This is a genomic window from Mycobacterium persicum, assembly GCF_002086675.1.
Taxonomy (GTDB): Bacteria; Actinomycetota; Actinomycetes; order Mycobacteriales; family Mycobacteriaceae; genus Mycobacterium; species Mycobacterium persicum.
On record NZ_MVIF01000006.1, the window covers coordinates 85,316 to 105,508 of the forward strand.

Annotated in this window: 17 protein-coding genes and 1 pseudogene; 9 read left to right on the plus strand and 9 right to left on the minus strand. The window is 64.9% G+C overall.

The genetic code is table 11. The annotated features are described in order from the left end of the window. Positions 1–24 precede the first annotated feature (24 nt). Complete coding sequence (locus BST40_RS03870; protein ID WP_083153506.1) at positions 25–1,695, minus strand: nitrite/sulfite reductase; 1,671 nt, start codon at positions 1,693–1,695, stop codon at positions 25–27. Positions 1,696–2,182: 487 nt separating this feature from the next. On the opposite strand from BST40_RS03870, the gene BST40_RS03875 reads away from it, so the two are divergent. Further along, positions 2,183–3,133 (plus strand): SCO6745 family protein, encoded by a 951-nt coding sequence (locus BST40_RS03875; RefSeq protein WP_083153508.1) that lies wholly within the window; start codon positions 2,183–2,185, stop codon positions 3,131–3,133. 468 nt (positions 3,134–3,601) lie between these two features. On the opposite strand, the gene BST40_RS03885 is transcribed toward BST40_RS03875, so the two are convergent. Continuing rightward, entirely contained in the window at positions 3,602–3,919 is a 318-nt protein-coding gene (locus tag BST40_RS03885; protein ID WP_083153510.1) for a WXG100 family type VII secretion target, read from the minus strand. 175 nt (positions 3,920–4,094) lie between these two features. Here BST40_RS03885 and BST40_RS03890 point away from each other — a divergent pair. The 3 genes and pseudogenes from BST40_RS03890 (at position 4,095) to BST40_RS03900 (ending at position 5,220) form a co-directional block, all read left to right on the plus strand. Next, a pseudogene (locus tag BST40_RS03890) lies at positions 4,095–4,509 on the plus strand (hypothetical protein). 53 nt (positions 4,510–4,562) lie between these two features. Further along, complete coding sequence (locus BST40_RS33115; protein WP_075510669.1) at positions 4,563–4,793, plus strand: FitA-like ribbon-helix-helix domain-containing protein; 231 nt, start codon at positions 4,563–4,565, stop codon at positions 4,791–4,793. Then, on the plus strand, positions 4,762–5,220 hold the full coding sequence (locus tag BST40_RS03900; protein ID WP_158083989.1) for a type II toxin-antitoxin system VapC family toxin: 459 nt from the start codon (positions 4,762–4,764) through the stop codon (positions 5,218–5,220). The genes BST40_RS33115 and BST40_RS03900 overlap by 32 nt, the downstream gene beginning before the upstream one ends. 588 nt (positions 5,221–5,808) lie before the next feature. On the opposite strand, the gene BST40_RS03905 is transcribed toward BST40_RS03900, so the two are convergent. Further along, a complete protein-coding gene (locus tag BST40_RS03905; RefSeq protein ID WP_075548011.1) occupies positions 5,809–6,240 on the minus strand; it encodes a MaoC family dehydratase in 432 nt (143 codons plus the stop codon). A 70-nt stretch (positions 6,241–6,310) separates the two neighbouring features. Continuing rightward, complete coding sequence (locus tag BST40_RS03910; protein ID WP_075548012.1) at positions 6,311–6,679, minus strand: OsmC family protein; 369 nt, start codon at positions 6,677–6,679, stop codon at positions 6,311–6,313. Between BST40_RS03910 and BST40_RS29245 the strand changes: the two genes are divergently transcribed. Continuing rightward, complete coding sequence (locus BST40_RS29245; protein WP_142276706.1) at positions 6,678–7,004, plus strand: hypothetical protein; 327 nt, start codon at positions 6,678–6,680, stop codon at positions 7,002–7,004. The genes BST40_RS03910 and BST40_RS29245 overlap by 2 nt on opposite strands. A 15-nt stretch (positions 7,005–7,019) precedes the next feature. Here BST40_RS29245 and BST40_RS03915 read toward each other — a convergent pair whose 3' ends face one another. After that, positions 7,020–7,601: a TetR/AcrR family transcriptional regulator gene (locus BST40_RS03915; protein ID WP_083153511.1), complete on the minus strand. Its 582-nt coding sequence runs from the start codon at positions 7,599–7,601 to the stop codon at positions 7,020–7,022. An 83-nt stretch (positions 7,602–7,684) separates the two neighbouring features. Here BST40_RS03915 and BST40_RS03920 point away from each other — a divergent pair, with 83 nt between their 5' ends. Together BST40_RS03920 and BST40_RS03925 are read left to right on the plus strand one after the other, a co-directional pair. Then, positions 7,685–8,086, plus strand: coding sequence for a nitroreductase family deazaflavin-dependent oxidoreductase (locus BST40_RS03920; protein ID WP_083153513.1), 402 nt, complete (start codon positions 7,685–7,687; stop codon positions 8,084–8,086). A 45-nt stretch (positions 8,087–8,131) separates the two neighbouring features. After that, positions 8,132–8,791, plus strand: a complete 660-nt coding sequence (locus BST40_RS03925; protein ID WP_075548015.1) for a carboxymuconolactone decarboxylase family protein — start codon at positions 8,132–8,134, stop codon at positions 8,789–8,791. Positions 8,792–8,909: 118 nt separating this feature from the next. Here the strand turns inward: BST40_RS03925 and BST40_RS03930 are convergent, their stop codons facing one another. Further along, on the minus strand, positions 8,910–9,563 hold the full coding sequence (locus BST40_RS03930) for a class I SAM-dependent methyltransferase (RefSeq protein WP_083153515.1): 654 nt from the start codon (positions 9,561–9,563) through the stop codon (positions 8,910–8,912). A gap of 256 nt (positions 9,564–9,819) precedes the next feature. On the opposite strand from BST40_RS03930, the gene BST40_RS03935 reads away from it, so the two are divergent. Further along, on the plus strand, positions 9,820–11,427 hold the full coding sequence (locus BST40_RS03935) for a WS/DGAT domain-containing protein (RefSeq protein ID WP_158083990.1): 1,608 nt from the start codon (positions 9,820–9,822) through the stop codon (positions 11,425–11,427). Positions 11,428–11,445: 18 nt separating this feature from the next. Here the strand turns inward: BST40_RS03935 and BST40_RS03940 are convergent, their stop codons facing one another. From BST40_RS03940 to BST40_RS03950, 3 genes are all read right to left on the minus strand, one after another. Next, complete coding sequence (locus BST40_RS03940) at positions 11,446–12,438, minus strand: NAD-dependent epimerase/dehydratase family protein (protein ID WP_075548018.1); 993 nt, start codon at positions 12,436–12,438, stop codon at positions 11,446–11,448. A gap of 719 nt (positions 12,439–13,157) precedes the next feature. After that, entirely contained in the window at positions 13,158–14,879 is a 1,722-nt protein-coding gene (locus BST40_RS03945; RefSeq protein WP_083153518.1) for an aldehyde dehydrogenase family protein, read from the minus strand. 189 nt (positions 14,880–15,068) lie between these two features. Continuing rightward, positions 15,069–18,926, minus strand: coding sequence for an NAD(P)-dependent oxidoreductase (locus tag BST40_RS03950; protein WP_083153520.1), 3,858 nt, complete (start codon positions 18,924–18,926; stop codon positions 15,069–15,071). 449 nt (positions 18,927–19,375) lie between these two features. On the opposite strand from BST40_RS03950, the gene BST40_RS03955 reads away from it, so the two are divergent. Beyond that, positions 19,376–20,086 carry a hypothetical protein gene (locus BST40_RS03955; RefSeq protein ID WP_075548021.1) on the plus strand — a complete coding sequence of 237 codons (711 nt, stop codon included), beginning with the start codon at positions 19,376–19,378 and terminating at the stop codon, positions 20,084–20,086. Positions 20,087–20,193: the final 107 nt, after the last annotated feature.

Sequence of the window (20,193 nt, forward strand, 5' to 3'; positions counted from 1 at the left end):
GTCCTCCGCTCGTTTCGGGTGGACTTATCGAAGGTCTTCCTCCTCGGCCCGCAGTGCCCAGGTTGCGAACCGTTCGCCGTCGTGGCGCTGTGTGACGAAGTTGCGGACCACCCGATCGATGTAGTCGCCCAGTTCGGCGCTGGTGACCTTGTGCTGGCGCAGTTTCCGGCCGAATCCGCTGTCTTCGCCGAGGCCGCCGCCGAGGTGGACCTGGAACCCCTCGACCGGTTGGCCGTCTCCGTCGTCGACCATTTGGCCCTTGAAACCGATGTCGGCGACCTGAATTCGAGCGCAGGAGTTGGGGCATCCGTTGACGTTGATGGTGATCGGCACGTCCAGATTGGTATTGATGTCGGCCAGACGGCTTTCCAGTTCCGGAACCAAAGACTGTGCCCTGACCCGGGTTTCGGCGAACGACAGCTTGCAGAACTCGATGCCGGTGCAAGCCATCATGTTCTTGCGCCACGCCGACGGACGCGACGGCAGACCGATCGCATCCAGACCGGCCACCAGTTCGTCGACCTTGTCGTCGGCGACGTCGAGGATGACCAGTTTCTGGTAAGGGGTGAACCGGGCGCGTTCCGAGCCAGCCTTTTCCATGAGGTCGGCCACCTTGCACAGGATGGTTCCCGATACCCGGCCGGCGATGGGGGCGACCCCGACGGCGTTGAGCCCGTTCTTGAGCCGCTGCACCCCGACGTGGTCGATCGGGTGCTTGACCGGCTCCGGGGCCGGGCCGTCGATCAGCCGGCGGTCAAGGTACTCGGATTCCAGGACCTCGCGGAATTTCTCGATGCCCCAATCCTTCACTAGGAACTTCAGGCGGGCCTTGGCGCGCAGCCGGCGGTAGCCGTAGTCCCGGAACAGCTTGGTGACCGCTTCCCAGACGTCGGGCACCTCGTCGAGCGGGACCCACACACCGACCCGTTGGGCCAGCATCGGGTTGGTCGACAGGCCGCCGCCGACCCACAGGTCCATCCCCGGGCCGTGCTCGGGATGGTTGACGCCGATGAAGGCGACGTCGTGAGTTTCGTGAGAGACGTCCTGCAGGCCCGAGATCGCACTCTTGTACTTGCGCGGCAGATTGGCGTATTCGGGATTGTTCATGAAGCGCCGCAGGATTTCGTCGATCGCCGGTGAGGGGTCGAGGATTTCGTCGACCGAGTCGCCGGCCAGCGGAGAACCGTGGATGGCGCGCGGGCAGTCGCCGCAGGCCTCGGTGGTGGTCAGACCGACCGACGCCAGCCGATCCCAGATCTCGGGCACGTCTTCGATTCGGATCCAATGGAATTGGACGTTCTCCCGGTCGCCGATGTCGGCGGTGTCACGGGCGAAGTCAGTCGAGATTTGGCCCAGGGCACGCACCGTGGCGGCCGACATCGGCTTGCCGTCGGAGCGCACCCGCATCATGAAATACTTGGCCTCGATGGTGTCGGTGTTTTCCTCACCGGTCCAGGTGCCGTCGTAACCCTGTTCACGTTGCGTGTAGAGGCCCATCCAGCGGAAGCGGCCACGTAGGTCGGACTTTTCGATGCTGTCGAAACCTTGCTTGGCATAGACGTTCAGGATTCGGTCGCGGACATTCAGCGGTGCGTCCTCTTGCTTGAACTGTTCCGCGTCGTTGAGCGGCTCACGCTGTCCCAGCGCCCACTGGCCTTCGTTGCGAGTCTTGGCGGGACGGGCTGCTGTGGTCATGTGGCATACTCCTTCGCGAACGTTGGCGATCCGGATCGCCGTGGCGCGCAGCGCTTTGGCGGTTGTGTCCCTTCCGGCGGGAGTCGACGGTGGGCGGCCACCGGACCGGCCTGCGACATCAACGATGATGTTGGTCAGCGGCAGGTACCCGAAGGTACGTCACCGGACCCACGGGTCATGACATCGATGTTGCGCTGTTGTTCGTTGCGCCGGTAGGGACCTTCATGTTGTGAGGTCACATCGTTTGGTTGTGAGTAACCTGGGCCTTGGCCGGGGTGCGCGGCTCGATCATGTTGTTTGCTAGTGTGATTCGCGCTCTGTCGTCGGAAACATAAGCAACGCAAGGTGTTGCGATCGGGAATTGGTGGCGCCAGTCGTAAGGTATTCCCCAGCAGATTGGCAGTGACTTGCCAGCGATATCCGCTATCACTGAACCGCGCCCGGGATATTCGGTTCAGAAATGGGTGCCTTAAGGGACGGGACGTCGATGGCGTCGAGTGAACTGCCGCTCTGGGTCCAGGTGAGTCCACCGGAGGGGCCTGACTGGCCCGCTATCACCGCGCGCAACGCTCGATCCGTGCAAACCGTAGTGGGCTGGATCTTCTGGGATCCGGGCGCTGTCGCACGGTATGAAGCGCTCGGATTGCCGGATTATCTGGCCGCCGGCTTGGGCTACCAAGCCGCCGGGTACCTGGCGGCACGCGCCGCGCCGCTCGCGCCCGCCGGGCCCGAGGCGGTGATTGCCGCCTTCGGCTCGATCTCGCCGCTGGCGCTGCGTGTGCTATTCCCGGCGGTTGCGCAGTCCGGTCGGTCGTTTGTGGATTTCTGGCGAGCCCGTGACGAGGCAGTTGTGGAAGGGCTTCACAGCTACGTCCCGGATATCATGGCGCCCCTGGAAGAGCTGGGTCCCAGGCTGTGGCCCGTGGTGGAAGCCTTGCCCCGAATGGGGCGGGCGTTCTTTGCGGCCCACCTGGATATGCCGCGTCCGGATGACCCCTTGCTGTCGGGCTGGCATGCGGTCAACTGCCTGCGGGAGTGGCGAGGTGACACTCACTGGGCGGTCCTCACGGCTGCTGGTCTGACCCACGCCGAGGCGTCGATTCTGCACAACGCGTGGCTAGGCTACGAAAAAGACTGGCTGGGTTTGTCGCGCGGCACGTCGGCCGACGACCTCTCCGCGGGCTGGGAACGCCTGCGTGCCAAGGGATTAGCGGCCGAAGACACGGTTCTACAGCCGGGCCTCGATCTCCGCGAAGCCGTTGAACGCAGAACCGACGAGTTGACCACCCAGCCGTGGCAGGTGCTCGGAGAAGCCGCCGCGATTCTATTCGCCGAGCAGTTCGAGCCGCCGTGCGAACTGCTGCTGAAGCGAGTGGACGAGACCGCGGGCCCGAACTATCAGCCCGCCTCGCGGCAGCGTCGATATTGGAGTTCGTGAGCGACGGGTTTCTCGCCGGGAAATGGCAACCACGACAAGGGGTTGCGGTCGAGTGGAACGGCTCCAGGTTTCACCCGCGAGAATGAATCCGACCTTGCCAGGCAGATCGTCTTTAACGATAGCAAAGCTGTACAAACGGGTGTGACACAATATGACATAAAATACCCTCAAGTAATCTCAATCACGGGAGCGAATGGAAATGTTATTGACGTAACATTTGCATGGATACGCGGCAATGATGGAGTCGTGCGTTTGGTGACGGCGATTCCTGCCAGTAGATGAGAGAACGACAGACATGAAACCCAAAGAACACGATGTAGTCCAATTGCGGCGGCCGCTGTTGGTGCCGTGCAGCTCAGCTACGCATTGGTTCTACGGCCGTCGCAATCTGTTCGGCTTGCGAATTGAACTTGGCCAGCCGATCGGCGAAATGCAATAGCGCCTCTAAGTCGACCGTGTAGCGGTGGATCATAATGATGGGTCCGCTGCGGTCAGCGCCTCGAACGCTTTTGCCGCGATGGTCTCGTGGTCGAGCATGAGGTCCAGCGAACGTAGCAACCGCTGCGAGTGCTCAGACAAGATGGCCGCGACGGCTGTTGCACCCTGGTGCCACTCTTCCCAAGGCGGCTGGAAGGCCGATGCCGCAATACCACGCCAGGACGCTGACAATGCGCGCCAATCATCGGTGATACTGTCTAATTTCGCTTTCAGATCATCACTTTGATTCGCAAGAATTTGCGCGGGTGATGCCATCGCTTCCAACCTCGTGGTCAGCTCACCAGTCACGAAACCCCCTATCGGTCACTTTGGCACCATCCGAGCGAAATCGGGCTCTTCATACAAGTCACCCATTCCTTCCAGGTGATGCCGGTATACGCTGCCGGCCTCGCGGCAGCGTCGATATTGGAGTTCGTGAGCGACGGGCCACTTGCCCCGGGCATTGCTCGTAGACTGCGGCGGTATGGCCGATGTGTCGTTGGACATACAGGAGCGCCTGGAACTTTGCGACCTTTTCGACGAACTGGGCCCCGCCGTTCCCACCTTGCTCGAGGGCTGGACCGCTCACGATCTGGCCGCCCACATCGTGTTGCGCGAGCGCGATCTGGCGGCCGGCGTATGCATTGTGCTTGTGGCGGAATGTCCGCCGCGGCGCGCGGTATCTGAGTCGGCGGCTGCGCGGTTGCGGGCTGGAGGTCGAGTGGGCCGGTGCCGGCGAGGTGGTTCGGGTGCGCTCGGGCGATCCTGCCGCACGGCTCAGCGGCCCGCCGGGTGAGCTGCTGTTGTATGTCTTCGGGCGCGAAGCGGCGGCACACGTCGAAGTTTGCGGACCGCCGGAGGCCGTTGCGGCATTGCGGCGCACGCACTTCGGCATGTAAGTCGGACACCCGTCGTACTTGCGTTTTGGCGCTCATAGCGCCAAAATGGCGCCATGCCCAGTGTGCAGATCAAGGACGTTCCGGAGGACACCCACCGAGTTCTGCGGGAGCGAGCCGCACGCGCACATCAATCCCTACAGGAATACCTCCGAAGTCGGCTCATCGCCGACGCGAATCAACCCACGCTGGATGAGGTGTTCGACCGCATCACCACACGTCGCGGCGGCCGCGTGTCTTTCAGAGCCGCCGTCGATGACGTTCGGGCTGATCGTGATCGTCGTTGATGCGAGCGTACTGGCCGTAGCGCTGGGCGACGACGGGTCGGACGGCCGGCTCGCGCGGGAACGTTTGGCGCGCGAGACGTTGGTTGCTCCGGAACTCATCGACCTCGAGGTGGTCTCGGTGTGGCGCCGCGAGGTCGCGGCGAAACGGATGCCGGCTCGAAGGGCCGCGAGCGCGGTGGCGGACCTGACGGATCTGCCGCTGCGTCAGTCCTCACATCAGCCATTGCTCCACCGGGTATGGGAACTGCGGCATGTCCTGACGACCTACGATGCCGCCTACGTTGCGCTGGCCGAGGCTCTCGACGTCGTACTGGTTACCGCAGATGCACGCCTTTCCGGGGCTTTTGGCGCCTATTGCGAGATCGAGGTCGTCGGACGAAATCGGCGATTGCTGACAGCCGCCGCGGGATATCGCTGGTCTGCTTGAGACCAGACCCGCCACGGAAATGGACGATGATCCGGTTGCCGCGCTCACCGGAGTCCGGCTGAGCGGGTACTCGATTTGCCCGGCTCGCTCGGAAATTCATGGTGACCACGAATGCGGCTGGTCAACGATATCCTCTTGCGCAGCCTTAGCCTAGCGCCGTTTTCGGCACGCCGATAACGCACCTTCGCTCAAACCGGCTGTGGTGGAAGGCGTTCGGGGGATATCGCGCCTGCTCACCGAATCGGCTGTGCTGCCGCATTATCGAGTGTGCAGTGATGGCTTTGACTGTGCATGTAGGGCGGAAACCGGCATGATCGGCCGCCCTGACGGCGCACTCGACGCCGCCAACGCACACTTGACGCCGCCAACGCACACTCGGCGCCGTCAGCCATGCACCCGACCGCACCGGCATGCCGCCTGTGAGCGACAAACCCAGGTGCACAACGGAATTGTCGCTAACGGGCGGGCACAACGAATACCCCCGACCCCGAGTGGCTCGAGTGACTGATGTGACCAGACCGGCCGTCGCCCCATCAGCCAACGGCACATACATCAGCGCCGCCCTAGCGGATGACTGCGATGGAGTGACTATTCGTAACGGGTGTCCATCGTGTAGCAGAGCGCCGTGCCGTCGAGCACGACCGTGCCGTCGTCGCGGGTGACCGTCGTCTTGAGTTCGGTGATCGGCTTGTCGGTGCGAACCGAGGTGACCTCGACGCGGCCGGTGATGGTGTCGCCCGGGCGTACCGGTGCCTTGAAAGACCAGTTGACGTTGAGGAACACCGTTCCCGGTCCGGGCAGTTCTTCGGCCACGACGGCGTTGAGGATCGCGCTGGTGATGCCGCCCTGGACGACGATTTCGCCGAACCGGCAGGCTTTGGCGGCGGCCTCGTCGTAGTGCAGCGGATTGCGGTCGCCGCTGATCCGCGTGAACAGCGCGATGTCGTCGTCACCGATGGTGCGCGAGAGCTCGGCAGTCTGCCCGAGCACTGGCGTGCTGCGAATGGTGTTGGTAACCATGGGGATTCTCCTTAGTGCGATGATGGACACGTAATGCGGACATGCCGCCGCACCGATCGCCTCCGTGCCTTCAGGTGACGTCGACGGTGACGTCGGTCGGGTTGACGAGCATGTCGAAGACCGCCGAGCGCTTCTGTGACTGGGCCACCAGCGCTTTGATCTCGTCGGGGGTCGCGTCGGCATTGATCTGGTAGCTCACCCGAACGCCGCTGAATCCGTTGCGGACGTCGGGGTCGGCACCGAGAATTCCGTGCAGGTCGGGGTCGGCCTCGATGGTCGCCTGCACCGATCGGCTGTGGGTACCGTTGACGCAGTAAACCATTGTCCGCCAGTGGAACTGGGCGATCTCCGGTGTGTCGGGCAACGCGTTCCGGACGCCCAGGAGAGCGTCGACGTTGACGCCGTTGTCGACGGGGGTCTCGCTGGCTGTTGTGGTCATGGATATTTCCTTTCTGGCGTTTGTGGTGCAACGCATTTCAGTTCAAGGCCGCCGCTTCGCATCGGCATCTCAAAAAGGCCATGCGGAGATCATTGATCGAACGGGGATGGTGGCGCTTGAGGCATCCGCCTCAAAAGTTCGGGTTATGGTCCGTGGCGACGCCGGCGAGCTGCGAGCAGATCACCGGTTGCGGTATGTTCATGCCGGGAACGCTGGGGACATGATGCCCCTGGCCGCATTGGGGCTACTACCCACATTGCGGCAACAACGTGTCGGCGCACACGTAGCATGTTCGGGTGACCAGGCTGGTGTCGGCGGTGGTTGATCTTCGTCGCCGGTTTCACCCGATTTTGAGGTGGGCGTTGATAATTGGCGTGACCCGTGCAATGAGTTCGTCGGCTGGTGTAGACGCGATCGGCTCCACCTGCAGGACGTGGCGCAGGTAGGCGATCCCCAGTAGTTGGGCCATCGCCAGGTCGATCCGCAGTTCGGCATCCGACCCCTGCAACGGCTTGGCCAACTGCGGGTACAGCTGGCCCTGAATGAATTGCCGTACCAGGGCGGTGGATTCATCGTGGGTGGCCGCACCCCGCAGGATCGCCAGCAGCGGGGCGCGGGAATCCGGTTGCTCCCATGCCTCGAAGAACACCCGTGTCAGCCGCGCGCCGATGTTGCCGCGATCGCCACTGACGATGCGTGCGCTGATCGCGTCCGACTCGAACGGCCAGCCCACGGTGGACCTGAACAGCTCGGCCTTGCTGCCGAAATAGTGCCGGATCAGGGCCGGGTCAACGCCGGCGGCGGTGGCGACGTCGCGGACCGACGTCTTTTCGTATCCAGAGTCGGCGAACAACCGGCGAGCGGTCGTGACGATCGCGTTGCGGGTGTCGGGATTACCGGGGCGTCGTCCAATCGGGCGCATAGTTCCAGAATTCTACAGTCGTTGACTTCTGGGTCGGCGGGCGTTAGCCTGGACAGATAAATTCCACGAGTGAGGAGTTTAAAATGCCGGCACCACGATGGGTCGCCCAAGCCAACAAGTTGGGACTTAATCGAGTCACCAAGTACGTCGCCACCTGGGCGCCGGGATGGGGGGTCGTCATCCATCGCGGTCGCAAGTCTGGCCGCGTCTTCCGCACTCCGTTGTGGGTATTCCGTCGCGACGACGGATTTGTGATCGCGCTGACCTACGGCCCCGGCACCGACTGGGTGCGCAATGTGCTCGCCGCGGGCGGCTGTGAGCTGCAGGCCCGGCGGCGGCATTACCAGCTCGGCGCCCCGACGCTATTTCGTGACGAGAAGGCGAACGGCATGCCGCCGTTCATCCGCTTCATGCTCCGCTGGGTGATCAAGGCGCCGGAATTCCTCAGGCTCGACGTGGTGCGCGAGCTGGTACCGGCAGGCTGATCCCGGCCGAATTCCGTTGTGGCGTCTAAGGTAAAGGGGAGCACAATGACGGTAAAGTTACCGAGCAGTCCGCTTGGTGAGGTGGATCCGCAGTTCGAGAGGCTCGCAGTGGACGTGGGTGCTGCTGCGTTCGGACTGGCCGGGACGAGCGTCCGGGAGAAGCTACTGCAGAACCTGGCCATGGACATCTGCCGTCCGACTCTGGGGCTGGCGTTCCGGATGCACGTCACCGCGGCGGCGATGCACGGTCTGGCCTATGCCGACCTGTTGGCCGCGATCCGGTTTATCGCCCCGTATTCGGGTTATCCGGCGGCCGCCGACGCACTTGCCCGGCTTCAGCAGGTCGCCGCCGAGATCGGTATGGAGACAAGCGATCTCGACGAGTCGTCGGCACCTGAGGCCGTGGCTGACGTGGTGGCGCACCTTGGCACCACCGACGAATGGACCACCGAATTCGTTGCTTGGCAGCTGTCGCGGGCATGGTCGGAGGACCGGCTCAGCATGCGCGAGCGGGCCATCATGGCGCTGACATCCGATGTCGCCCTGCAGACCCTGGACGAATCTTACCGCCGGCATGTCGAACTCGCGCTCGACGCCGGTCTCGGCAAGGACGGCGTTCGTGACGTCGTCCGCTTCTGCGCCGAGCACGGCATCGCGCGGGTCGCGGCGGCGCTGCGGACGCTCGACAATGTGCTGTCGACGTAGTTGGTCGGCGTTGGTTCGGCCGTCTACGCCTCGGCTTCAAAACGGTTTCAGCGGCTAGCGCTCGCCTGGGCATACCACCTGTTGCTATGCCGCCAGAAGCGCAGCCAAATGACCATCATCAGCGTGCGTCCGGAGTCGCGATGACGACATCCATGACAATTCCCAGGCGATGGACGCGTGACTGATGCTCCATTTTCCAGCCGTGCTCCAGCAGGGCGCTCACGCTGATCGGACGACACCCGCCCAGGACCTGCGGCGCGACCCGCCAGATGCCCGTCCAGGTTCGGCAGATGGCTCGCTCGAAAAACCGCTCTCCGTAACTCAGGCTGGCCAGGCAAATCCGGCCGTTGGGCGCAAGGATCCGCCGCAGATCTTCCAGAACCGCCACGGCGTAAGCTTCGTCGAGCAGATCGAACACGAACGTGGAGAACACACGGTCCGCGAATCCGTCATCGACGGGCAGCGGCAGCGAGCCGTCAACCAGCACAACCTTGGCCCGCTCGGCCCAGGCGGCGACCCGAGCGGTGGCCAAGCTGATCATCACCGGGCTGATGTCGACGCCGAGGTAGTTGACGCTGGGGGGCACCGCACGCAGCAAATGCGCGGCTAATCGGCCAGTACCACAACCGAATTCAAAGATCGTCTGGCCCTCGGCCAGCTCCGCATGGTCCACGAGCCGGTTTATCGTCGCGTCCTCATAGAACGCCTGCCAGTCCTGGACACGACCGATCCGGTCGTAGAGCGAACGGGCCTGGTTCAATGTAAGGGCCACGAGTCGTCCTCCTTGCTCGTCCGCAACCAGTCACTTGGGGTTGCGCCGGAATAGTAATGACTGCGCCAGGCCGGTACCCGAATCAGGTTGTCAATGTCCAGGCGGCAATCGGTGGCAATGTCTGCTACCGCGCCCTCGGTCCGCGCGGCGACCCCTAGGCCACGAGGCTGGCCTGAGGGCATCAGCTGGGCGCATGATTCTCGGTACGAAGCGCGGACCCCCCGGGCGCGCGGTCGATCGGTCGTGGAGGTGCAAGATGGCAGAGCGACACCGGCTCGGCATCCAGGACGCTCTGTGGTTGGAGATGGACCGGCCGAACAACCTGATGGTCGTCGACACGGTGGTTTGGACGGCCGACCCGCTCGACTGGAGCCGGGTGCGCGAAGTTATCGAGGAGCGGCTCACCACCCGCTACCCCGTGTTCCGCAGCCTGGCGGTCAAGGACCGCGACGGCTCGTGGTGGTGGGAGGTCGACGACGAGTTCGACTTCGAGCGGCACGTCACGATTGTGGACCTGAACGATCCCGACGATCGCCGCGAACTGCAGGCGCTGGTAGCCAGCCACCGCACCGAAATGCTCGACCGCAACCGGCCACTCTGGCAAGGGATTTGGGTGAACCGCTACCGGCACGGCAGCGCGATCATCATGCGGACCCACCACGCCGTCGCCGACGGGATGCGCATGGTCGAATTGGCGATGAGCCTGTTCGATGCGTCCCCCTCGGGAGGTCTGGTCCGCGACCCCGGGGTCCTGCAGCACGCGGCACGCCCGCAGCCGCCGGGGCAGCCGATAAGAGACCGGCTGCGAGCGGCAGCGGGCCGAGCGGCGGGCACCGCGCGGCGCGGCAGGTCACTTCTCGAAGAGACGCTGAGCGACCCGACCGGACGGGCGACGGACGTGGCGGCCGGGGTCATCGGGGCCGCCGCCGAGCTTCCCCGAATCCTCGGCCGCGCCAACGAGTTTGGCCGCCTGGCCGTGCAGAACCCGGTGGGGGCCGGCCACACGATCACCACGTCCACCCGGGCGACGATGTCCGGCATCGCCGAGTCCGTACGCTCCGCCATGCGCGCCGCCGTGCCCGGCAGCGGCACACTGGTCGACGTGTTCTCCGCCGCGCCGGGTGACGTGGACACGCTGCGCAAACTGCTGATCGGCACCCGCAACGACTCGACAATCTGGACCGGTACCGCCGGCCAGGACAAAGGGGTGGCGTGGTCGGAGCCGGTGTCGCTGGCCACGGTGAAGGCCGTGGCAAAGGCGAACCGGTGCACGGTCAACGACATACTCGTGGCCAGTGTGGCCGGAGCGTTGCACGACTACCTGCAGGCCCACCATGCCCGTTGTTCCGCGGTGACTTTCATGATCCCGGTCAACCTCAAACCCGTCGACGTGACGCTGCCCGACCGTCTCGGCAACGAGTTCGCGTTGGTTCAACTCGAACTGCCGACCGATCAGCCCGACCCCCTGCGAGTCCTGGCCGTGGCCAAGCGGCGGATGAACCGGATCAAGCACGGCCACGAGGCGGCCGTGGCGTTTCGCCTGCAAGAGACCATCGCCGGGTTCAATCGGCAGCTCTACGAGGCATCGGTGGACTTGTTCACCAACCGCACGATCGGCACCCTCACGAATGTTCCCGGCCCGCCGATGCCGGTGTACCTGGCCGGTAGCAAGGTGGCGGGCATCGTCGGGTGGGCACCGGTATCGGGCAACCAGCCCATGAGTTTCACCATTTCCACCTACAACGGCAACGTCGTCGTGGGTATCGCCTGTGACAAGACCCTGGTGCCCGACCACGAAACGATAGTCGACGGGTTCGCCGGGGCCTTCGAGCGGCTGCGGGCCGCCAGCCCCGGGGTTAACTGACGGCGGGACGGCTGTCACTTATCTTTCTTCTTCGGTGCGGTGCGCGAACGTCGCGATGATCGCCTCGCGGGGCGAGTGCCAGGTCACCCCGAGCTCGGCCAGGGTGCGCGAGTCGTCGGTGGGTATCGCCGCGGTGAGCAGTTGTGCGGCTTCGAAACTGAATCCGGCTCCCAGCGGCAGTAGACCACCGACGACATCCGCGATCCTCCCCATGGTCCGAAATGCCCTGCCGGATAGCGGAATTCGCCTGATGTGGCGTCCGGAGCCGGCCTCGAAGGCAGCGATCATCTCCTCGAAGCTCAGCATCACGCCGCCGCACACGTAACGTTTGGGGCCCTGCCCTGGGCGCATCGCCGCAACATGCACCTCGGCGATGTCGCGCACGTCCACCATCATCATTCCGGCGTTGCGCAGTCGTGGCGCCACACCAGTCCGAAGTATCGGTGCCCAACCCTGTTCGGTGATACCGGGCGCCGTCGTGAAGGCCGGACCGACCACGCTCGACGGATAGGTGAGGACAATGGGTGCGCCCTCGTCTTGCAGCCGCCGGGCAACTCGATCGGCGTAGCCCTTTGTCTTGGCGTAGGCCGACCTACCCGCCGCAGTCGGAGTATCCGGCCCGATCACCGGTCCCGGCGGCGGGAAGAGGGCGCTGTAGCTGTTGATCGAGACGATCGGGTCCAGCCCGCGGTCATGCGCCTGACGCAATACCGCCTCGGTCGCATACGCATTGACCTGCCACATCAACTTCGCGCGCCGATTGTCCGTCCCGACGACGCCGGCGGCATGCAGCACGGCGTCACAGCCGTCCAGGAGCCGCGTCACCGTGTCGGAGTCGCGGACATCGCCCGCCAGCACGGTGATCGTGCCGAGCTTGGAAAGCCGTTGCAGCAGTTGGGGATTATTCCAGCCGAGCTCGGCAAGAAGCCGCACGTCATGCCCGGCGGTCAAGAGGCCACGAACGATGTGCGCGCCGAGATATCCGGTGCCGCCAGTCACTGCGATCTGCACGAATTCGTGACTCTACCGGTCGGCGGAAGACGGCAGGCGAGATTGGAGCGCGGTCATCGCAGTCCCCGCCGGTGAGCGCTAGCGGAGAATGTCACAACAGTCACACGAGTCTCTGTGGGATGGGGTGCGAGCCGTCGTGGGGCTGCGCCCCGGTATGCGGAGATGGAAATCGCATGCTGGTGCGGTTGGGTCGGCGGCTGATGGCGCCGAGCGTGTGCTGATGGCCCCGGCTGTGCCGTCAGGGCGGCCGATCGCAGGGGATTCCGCCCTCCGTACACCGTCAAAGCCGTCGTTGCACACTCGACACGGCGGCATCGCAGCCGATTGGGTTGAGACATCTCCCGAACGCTTGCCACCACAAGAGGTTTGAGCGGACCCGACAGGTATCGGCGCGCCGAAAACAGAGCCAGGCAGTCAAGGCTGCGCAAGCGGACATCGTTGCCCAGCAGCATTCGTGATCACCATGAATCTCCGAGTGCGGTGAGCAAATTATATCGGCTCGGCCAGAGGCTCATGAAGACAGAGTGACTGCCGCTACTCAAGCCAGTGGTGGCGACGAAATCAGCGGTGTCGCAGCTATTTGGCTTGAGTGAACACGTTGATCAGCGGCGGCAGGTGCGGTCCCCGTCCACGCAGCGCGGCATCGGACCACACGCTCCCAGACCACCGCAGCGTCCCCCGGGTTTGGCCGCGCCACGATGGTCATGGGCGCACCAATGTCACCCACGCAGCGCCGACGCAAAGATCCCAGGCAGCGCAGTGGGCTTGCCATCCACCAGGAACTTGACCAATCGACGGATGGTCGTCTCCGCGGTCTTGTTCGTGACGAAGAAGACCGGCTTGGGCGATATCGTCAACTCGCCTCCGAGGATGGCGCGCGGTGACGGCCGGAACGGGATCTCGGCGATGGCCTTCTGCACGTGCTGCAACAGGAAAGCGTTGTGCACTACCCCGGTGCCGCTGCCGATATCCTGCGGGGTGTGCCCGGGGAATGCACCCCAGGGCGTGTAGCCCAGCAAGAAGTTCATCGCCGACCACACGTTGACGCCGATGTCGCCGTAGCGCAGCCCGGAAATAGCGTCATCGAAGGCCGCCGCGTTCGCCTTGCGTGTCTTGGGGTCGATGATGATCGTCGAACCTAGAGTGCCCGGCAGCACGTCGTTGGCGAAATCCACCGCATTGCGCATGAATTCGCGCGCCGTCTTGCCGGGAAGCCGCACGATTCCGAGGGCGCCCGCAAACACCTCGTCGCGCAGGATGCTCGCGCCGCTGTGCGGGTCGACATCGGAGATGAGCACGCGGCTCTGGTCGCCGCTGAGGAACTCCGTGTAGCGCATCCCCGCGCACGCCTGTTCGGTCTTCTCCTGCGAGCGCGGGTAGTACGTGCGGCGGGGCTCGACTTCGCGCATGACGGCGCGGATTTCGGCGATGAGCTGATCGGTCAACTCCCAATCTTCCGACACGAGCATGACCTGACTCGCGATACAGTTGTGGCCGGCGTTGTTGAGCTTGCTCGTTGCGATGTGTTCGGCCTGAAACCTCACGTCGGCGTTGCTCCACTCGCCCGGGACGACGATCACCGGGCTGAGCCCGCCCAGTTCCGCCGAGATCGGCTTGTCGAGCAACGGCGTGTTGTGGGCCTTACGAGTCGCGGCCTCGGCATCGCTGCCCCACACGATCGCGTCATAGGTCGCCGCCGAACCGGTCATGTGGATCGAGTCGACCTTCGGATGATGGGCCAGGTAGCCGCCGACGTCGGCGCCGCCGTAGACGAAGCGCAGCCAGCCGCGCGAGACGAAGTCATTGAAGATCTTCTCGTAGAACGGGCCGAGGTAGTCGTTGACCGGGTTCATCTTTACGACACAGACATTCCCCTGTGCGAGCAACTGGTCGAGGATGTCGAGCGTCGTAATGGTTCCCACGTTGCCGGCGCCGAGGACCAATGCGACGCCCGGGTGGTCGTAGCCGGCACCGCGGTACATGCGGCCGGCGTCCTGGCGCGTTTGCTCAGCGCTGACGCCCGGCTCGATCCAGACCTGCGCCTTATAGCCGTTGAGCAGCAACCGGTCGTAGACGTTGACCGGGAAGACGTCGACGACGACCTGGCCATCCGGCCGGGTGTGCACCGCGTCGGCCTTGATAGGCGCTTGTCCGGCGAGTAATCGCTTCAGCACCAGGGCGTGCGAGTTGACGCCCTGAATAAAGGCCCACACACCGGTCAGCCAGTCTTCAGCGACCCAATTGGAGGTCGACGCAATACCCTTCGCCCTGTCGGCCGCGGCCACCATCTCCGGGGCGAAATTGAGGATCTTCTTCGGCAACGCCTCCAGCAGCGCCACCCTGGCTTCGAGGGACAGGGCGACCCAGCTGGCCGCATTAGCATGAAGAACGTCAAGCGCCGTGTCGAGTGCCGTTGTATCGAGTGCTGGTTGTGTGGGCATGGGGCCGTCCTATCTTGCTGTGACGACGATGTGCGCCGCCCCGGGCGGCTGTCCGCATCGCTGCCTGTAGCGTGCGCCGTTTGCCACGCGGTCGAAAGGGGTCAAAGGTCCTGACATCGAGTCTCGAACCGGATGCGGTTCGGGCTGACGTTGGTGCCCGGGCGACGACGAGCCACCCCGGCCCGGACTTCACGCCATCAAATCGCCCATCTTCTGCAGCATTTCGACCACATCGCCGGGCAGCGTGGTCGGCTCTTTGCCGACGGCGTAGCAACCCAGGATGATCTCGGCCGAGCGGTCGATGATCTCGACCATGTCGGCGGCGCGGCGCAAACTGCGGCCGGCGACCAGTATCCCGTGGTTCTGCATGAGCACCGCCCAGCCATCCCGGATGGCCTCGGCCACTGCATGGGCCAGCTCGTCGGTCCCCGGCATGATGAACGGCACCCGCGGAATATCACCGAAGAACGCCGCCTCGGTCGACACCGGCAGAAACGGCAACCCGGTATTGACGAGCATGGTGGCGTGCGGTGCGTGGGCATGCACCACCGCCTGGGCGTCGGGACGGGCACGGTACACCAGGCAGTGCATCATTCGTTCGCTCGACGGCGAGGGCGCGCCGGGATCCAGTACGTGCCCGTCGAGGTCCAGGCGCACCAGGATTTCGGGCCGCAGATCCCCCTTGAACATTTGACTCGGCGTGATCCACAGCTGGTCGGTTCCGGGGATGCGCACGCTCACGTTGCCGCCGGTGGCGGTGATGAGCTCGGCGGTGTAGAGCTCGTGCACGGTCTGCAGCAGGGTGTCGCGAAGATCTCCCGCGGATCCGATTGGCGCCGCGGTGGTGGTTGCCGCGGCGGCCGGCCCGGCTGCGGTGGCGTCGGGGATGGCGGCCAGATCGCCCGGATCACCGGCTTCCTCGCGGGCCTCCCGGTAGAGCCGGGCCAGATCGTCCTGCATGTTCTGCAATGTCATCGCCTTGGTCGTGTCACCGCTGAACGAGAGCCGCCCGCCCATGGCCGCCTGCATGGGATTGACGCGGCCGGTGAACATTCCGTCGAGAATCTCGGCGCGCATGCGTAATTCGACGTCGGCTGGCGCCGCGGGGTCTCCGAGGTCGGCGGTGATCGCCCCGCCCTGTAGTTGCAGGAAGAACGCCAGATCGACGTCGGTGAGCGTGAAACGCAGTGTGACGGATTTGCCTGCGGCAAAAGCGCCTAGCGCCTCATCGTGGGTGATGCGTTCGACGAAGCCCTTCAGGATACGCCGCATGCCGTCGCGCGTCTCGGGCGGCACTTCGATGCTCGGGGCCAATATCGTTGCGGGAGAAGCTGGTTCGGGCTGTGACGTGGTGGCCGCGCCGTGGTCGAGCTGCAGGTCCGAGACCGCGGGCCCGGGTTGGCGGGCTAACTGTTCGAGGACTCCAGTTTCCGGTGTCGGGCGGGGTGCGCTCCAGTCGAAGCTGCGCAGGGTTTCGGGGTTGAGGACATGCAGCGGCGCCTCGCCGACCAGCAGTCGGCGCAGGTCCGCGGCGATGATGCGCCCTTGGTGCGCCGCCACGTCGATGGTGTTGCCGCCTACGTGCGGCGTCGCGATCACATTGTCGAGGGCCAGCAGCGGGTGATCCGAGCCCGGGGGCTCGACGCTGAAGACGTCGAGCGCGGCGCCACCGAGGTGTCCGCTGCGCAGCGCGTCGACCAGGGCGGCCTCGTCGACGAGCGCCGCGCGCGCCGTGTTGACCAGGCAAGCGCCCGGCCGCATGCGGGCTAGCGCGGCGGCGCCGATCATCCCGCGTGACTGTTCGCTCACCGCGGCGTGCAGGCTGACGAACTCGCAGTTCTCCAGCAGCTCATCCAACGTCGCCGGCTCGGCATCGGCCAGCACGATCTGCTCGGCATCGACATACGGGTCGAACACCAGGACGCCGGCGCCGAAGGCGTGCAGGCGCTGGGTGACCGCACGGCCCACCGCGCCGAAACCGACGAGACCGATTGTCTTGTGCCACAGTTCGCGGCCCTGCAGGCTGGTGAACGCCTGACCCATCCGGCCCATGTCGCCGGCGGCGATCCCCGGCTGACGCAGGAACGTCGATGCCGTGGGCAGCCGGCGGGCCAGCATCAGCAGGAATGCGACGGTGAGGTCGGCGACGGCGTCGGCGTTGCGTCCGGGGGCGTGGAGGACCGGAATGCCGAACGCGGTGCACGCCGGAAGGTCGACGTTGACCGCGTTACCCCGGCATGCGGCGACGACCTTCAGGTCGGGCAGCTGCCGGATCGCGTCGGCGTCCACCACGTCCACTTCGGTGATGAACACCTGCGCCCCGGCCAGCGCCTTGACCAGGCTGGGACCGGTCAGCAGCCGCATCGCGGTGCGAAAGCTCGCGTATTCGGCGTCGCCGAGCGCGCGCAGCGCCGCCAGTCCGTCGTCGTCCATGTCCGCGGTGACCAGGATGCGCGGACGCAGCGCCGGTCGCGACCGCGCCGCCGTAGCGCTCATCGCCTTGAGCGCCGACGGCAGGATCAGTTGCGACGCAAGCGTTTCGGCGTCAGCTCCCGCGGCACGCAGCTGTTGCCAGCCGCCGTAGAGCGCGCCGTAGGCGTGGGTCCGCTCGCCGTCCGGCAGCACCGTGCGGGCCAGGCCGCGGTATCGCTGGGCGCCTTCGGCCAGATCGGCGAAGACGCCGACGGCGACGCCGGCGCACAGCGCCGCGCCGAGCGCGGTGGATTCCGGTGTGGCGCCGACTTCGACGGGCATGCCGAGGACGTCGCTGAGCAGCTGCGCGAACACCGCACTGCGCGACATGCCGCCGGCGAGGCTGAACGCGGCAGCGCTGGCTTGTGTTGCGGCGACGTCACTTAACTGCTCGAGGTTGGCGCGCACCGCATACGCCATGCCGTCGACCACGGCACGCTCCAGGTGGCGCCGCCGTTGCGGATCGTGGGCCGTGCTCAGGTGCGACAGCGTGACAGTGCCGGTGGGTAGCCGCAACTCGCGTGCGTTCATCACGCCGGTGCCCAGGGTGGACAGGATGCCGGCCGCACCCGGCTCCGACAATCCCGCTTCGGCCAGGAAGTGGGCAACCGGATGCTCGGCGTCCGGGTGCAGGATGCGCGCGAACCAGTCCAGCGCTTCACCCATCGCTCCGGCGTTGCTCTCCAACACCCAGCGGTCCGCCAGCACGTGGCAACCGGTCCACAGCCGCTCGCCGGGGTCGACAACCGGCCGGTCGAGGACCAGTTGGACGGGCACCGTGGTGCCGCCAATCGCCCCTACCTGTCCCGGCGCTACCGCGCCGACGCCCAGCATGGCGCACTGGGTATCGGCGCCGGCGACCGCGACGGGAGTCCCCGCGCGCAGCCCGAACAACTCCGCCGCCGTGGGCGTGACCGTGCCCAGCCGGGTACCAGCGGGACGCAACGGCGGCAGCAGGCGACGCGGAATGCTCAATTCGTCGGCGAGGTCGGGCGCCCAAGCACGTTGCGCCACATCGAATAACAGGGTGGGGCTGGCTTGCGACGGCTCGCTGCCGGATTCGCCGCACAGCCGGTAGGCGATCCAATCGCTGAGCGTGAGCACCATCGTGGCACGGGCCCACGCGTCCGGGTCCGTCGTTGCCAACCAGCGCAGTCGGGCCACGGTGGCCAGCGGGCTCGGCCATTGTCCGGTGCGGGCATATAGCGCGCTGCCGTGCTCGCTTGCGAGCTGAAAGGCCTCGCCGGCAGCGCGGGCGTCGCGGTTGGGCGTGGCCAACAAGGCGTTGTCGTCTTCGTCGAGCACCACCGTGGTGTGTCGCATGCTCGTCGCCGCCACGCCCAACACCTGATCCGGTGTTGCGCCCGCCTTGGCCAGCGCCGCGCGGGCGGCTTCGGCGAGGGTTGCCCAAATCAGGTCTAAGTCGAGATCGGTTCCCAGCCCGCCGGTTTCGGGCGCCGCCGAGTGGCTCCATGGCCGAAAGATGCGGGTAAACGCGCCGCCTGCGACGTCAACGAGCAGGCAATGGCCGCCGCTGCCGCCGGCATCAAGCGCCATCAGATAGCTGGGGTTCATCCTGGCCTCACGGATCTTCGGGCGTCATCTGCTTGATTCGACCACCGCGCGCTCGATCACCAGTAGAGTCCGAAGTCCTTGCGTCGAACGGAGCCGGCGACCGAGTTCGCTCATCCGGGTGTTCACGTTTTCTGGCCATTGCGGCGATCGCTTCGCGGAACGCGAAGTCGCGCTTTGGGTGCGGCCGGATGGCCCATTGACAATGCACCGCGCTACGAGGACCCTCGAATGAAACCTTCGACGTTGCGCCTCAGAAGACGATTCGGGGGGGTGGTCGCCAATACAGATGAGGCGATGACGAGTGGGCGACGAGCACTCGCCACTGGGCGTGCCGACGCGGCCACTTCGCCTCCGGATTGAGAATCCATTTGCTGCGCCGAAGCAGTGTACCGGCGCAGTCAAAGTGTGGCTCACAACAATATAACCAAGTGAAAAGGAGTGCACCGAATATGACTAGCATGCTTATGCCCGGACATGCTGAAATTTACAATGCGCTTCCGAACGTCGAAGACGCCGACAAAGAACGGCAATCACGAACAGAGTTTGACAACTTCCTGGACGATTTCGCGGAGATATTGGTTGAGGCCGAGCTCTACAAAGTTGGGCTCGATGAGATAGCCGGCCCGCTACTGCTGCACAGTCATTTCGCGGTCAGCGGTGACACAGCAATTGTCGAGAGGCCAGCGGTGCTGGATGACGGTCGTCCCGCGCTCGTGGCACGGCCCGAAGCCGTAACCCCTGAGGCCGTTGCGGTTCGGTGGAAGTGGCAACCGGAAACGGCGCAATTCCATCCATTGGAATATTGCACCGACCCCGTAGCCGTTTCATCCGCCGAAAAACTCAGCCAGAACCCCGGTTTTCTTAGTGCGGTGGGTCAGCTACTTGAGTCATACGATCTTCACGACGTCATCGGTCTCACCGTATTGCCTCGAAGTCTCGAGGTCAAAGAAGCGGGTTTAGTCTATTTCGAGCGCTCAGCCGATGACCTGAGTGTCACAACGGTTGAGGCTTCGTCGTTGCCGGGGATCATAACGGCATGGGCCGCGACCATAACGAATGAGGGCGTAAGAATTCGGCCGCAAACCAGGTGCGATCTCACGACGAGATTCTGCGGGTCCTGCAAGTGCCTGCGGACTACCTGCGTATCCGATCCAGATTAGGGGTTGCGCTGGGTAACTTCGGAACGGAAGTTGTCAACCTGAATGAGGCACCGTCGAGCGGTATTTACTGAGTGGCCTCCTCGGTGTCGTCGGGCTTGTTAATCCAC

What these genes read in the sequence shown, in the direction of transcription:
- BST40_RS03935 (WP_158083990.1), top strand. Translation starts at nt 9,820, where the DNA reads ATGGCAGAGCGACACCGGCTCGGCATCCAGGACGCTCTGTGGTTGGAG.
- BST40_RS03905 (WP_075548011.1), bottom strand. Translation starts at nt 6,240, where the DNA reads ATGGTTACCAACACCATTCGCAGCACGCCAGTGCTCGGGCAGACTGCC.
- BST40_RS03945 (WP_083153518.1), bottom strand. Translation starts at nt 14,879, where the DNA reads ATGCCCACACAACCAGCACTCGATACAACGGCACTCGACACGGCGCTT.
- BST40_RS03875 (WP_083153508.1), top strand. Translation starts at nt 2,183, where the DNA reads ATGGCGTCGAGTGAACTGCCGCTCTGGGTCCAGGTGAGTCCACCGGAG.
- BST40_RS03955 (WP_075548021.1), top strand. Translation starts at nt 19,376, where the DNA reads ATGACTAGCATGCTTATGCCCGGACATGCTGAAATTTACAATGCGCTT.
- BST40_RS03870 (WP_083153506.1), bottom strand. Translation starts at nt 1,695, where the DNA reads ATGACCACAGCAGCCCGTCCCGCCAAGACTCGCAACGAAGGCCAGTGG.
- BST40_RS03950 (WP_083153520.1), bottom strand. Translation starts at nt 18,926, where the DNA reads ATGAACCCCAGCTATCTGATGGCGCTTGATGCCGGCGGCAGCGGCGGC.
- BST40_RS03910 (WP_075548012.1), bottom strand. Translation starts at nt 6,679, where the DNA reads ATGACCACAACAGCCAGCGAGACCCCCGTCGACAACGGCGTCAACGTC.
- BST40_RS03915 (WP_083153511.1), bottom strand. Translation starts at nt 7,601, where the DNA reads ATGCGCCCGATTGGACGACGCCCCGGTAATCCCGACACCCGCAACGCG.
- BST40_RS33115 (WP_075510669.1), top strand. Translation starts at nt 4,563, where the DNA reads ATGCCCAGTGTGCAGATCAAGGACGTTCCGGAGGACACCCACCGAGTT.
- BST40_RS29245 (WP_142276706.1), top strand. Translation starts at nt 6,678, where the DNA reads ATGGATATTTCCTTTCTGGCGTTTGTGGTGCAACGCATTTCAGTTCAA.
- BST40_RS03925 (WP_075548015.1), top strand. Translation starts at nt 8,132, where the DNA reads ATGACGGTAAAGTTACCGAGCAGTCCGCTTGGTGAGGTGGATCCGCAG.
- BST40_RS03920 (WP_083153513.1), top strand. Translation starts at nt 7,685, where the DNA reads ATGCCGGCACCACGATGGGTCGCCCAAGCCAACAAGTTGGGACTTAAT.
- BST40_RS03900 (WP_158083989.1), top strand. Translation starts at nt 4,762, where the DNA reads ATGACGTTCGGGCTGATCGTGATCGTCGTTGATGCGAGCGTACTGGCC.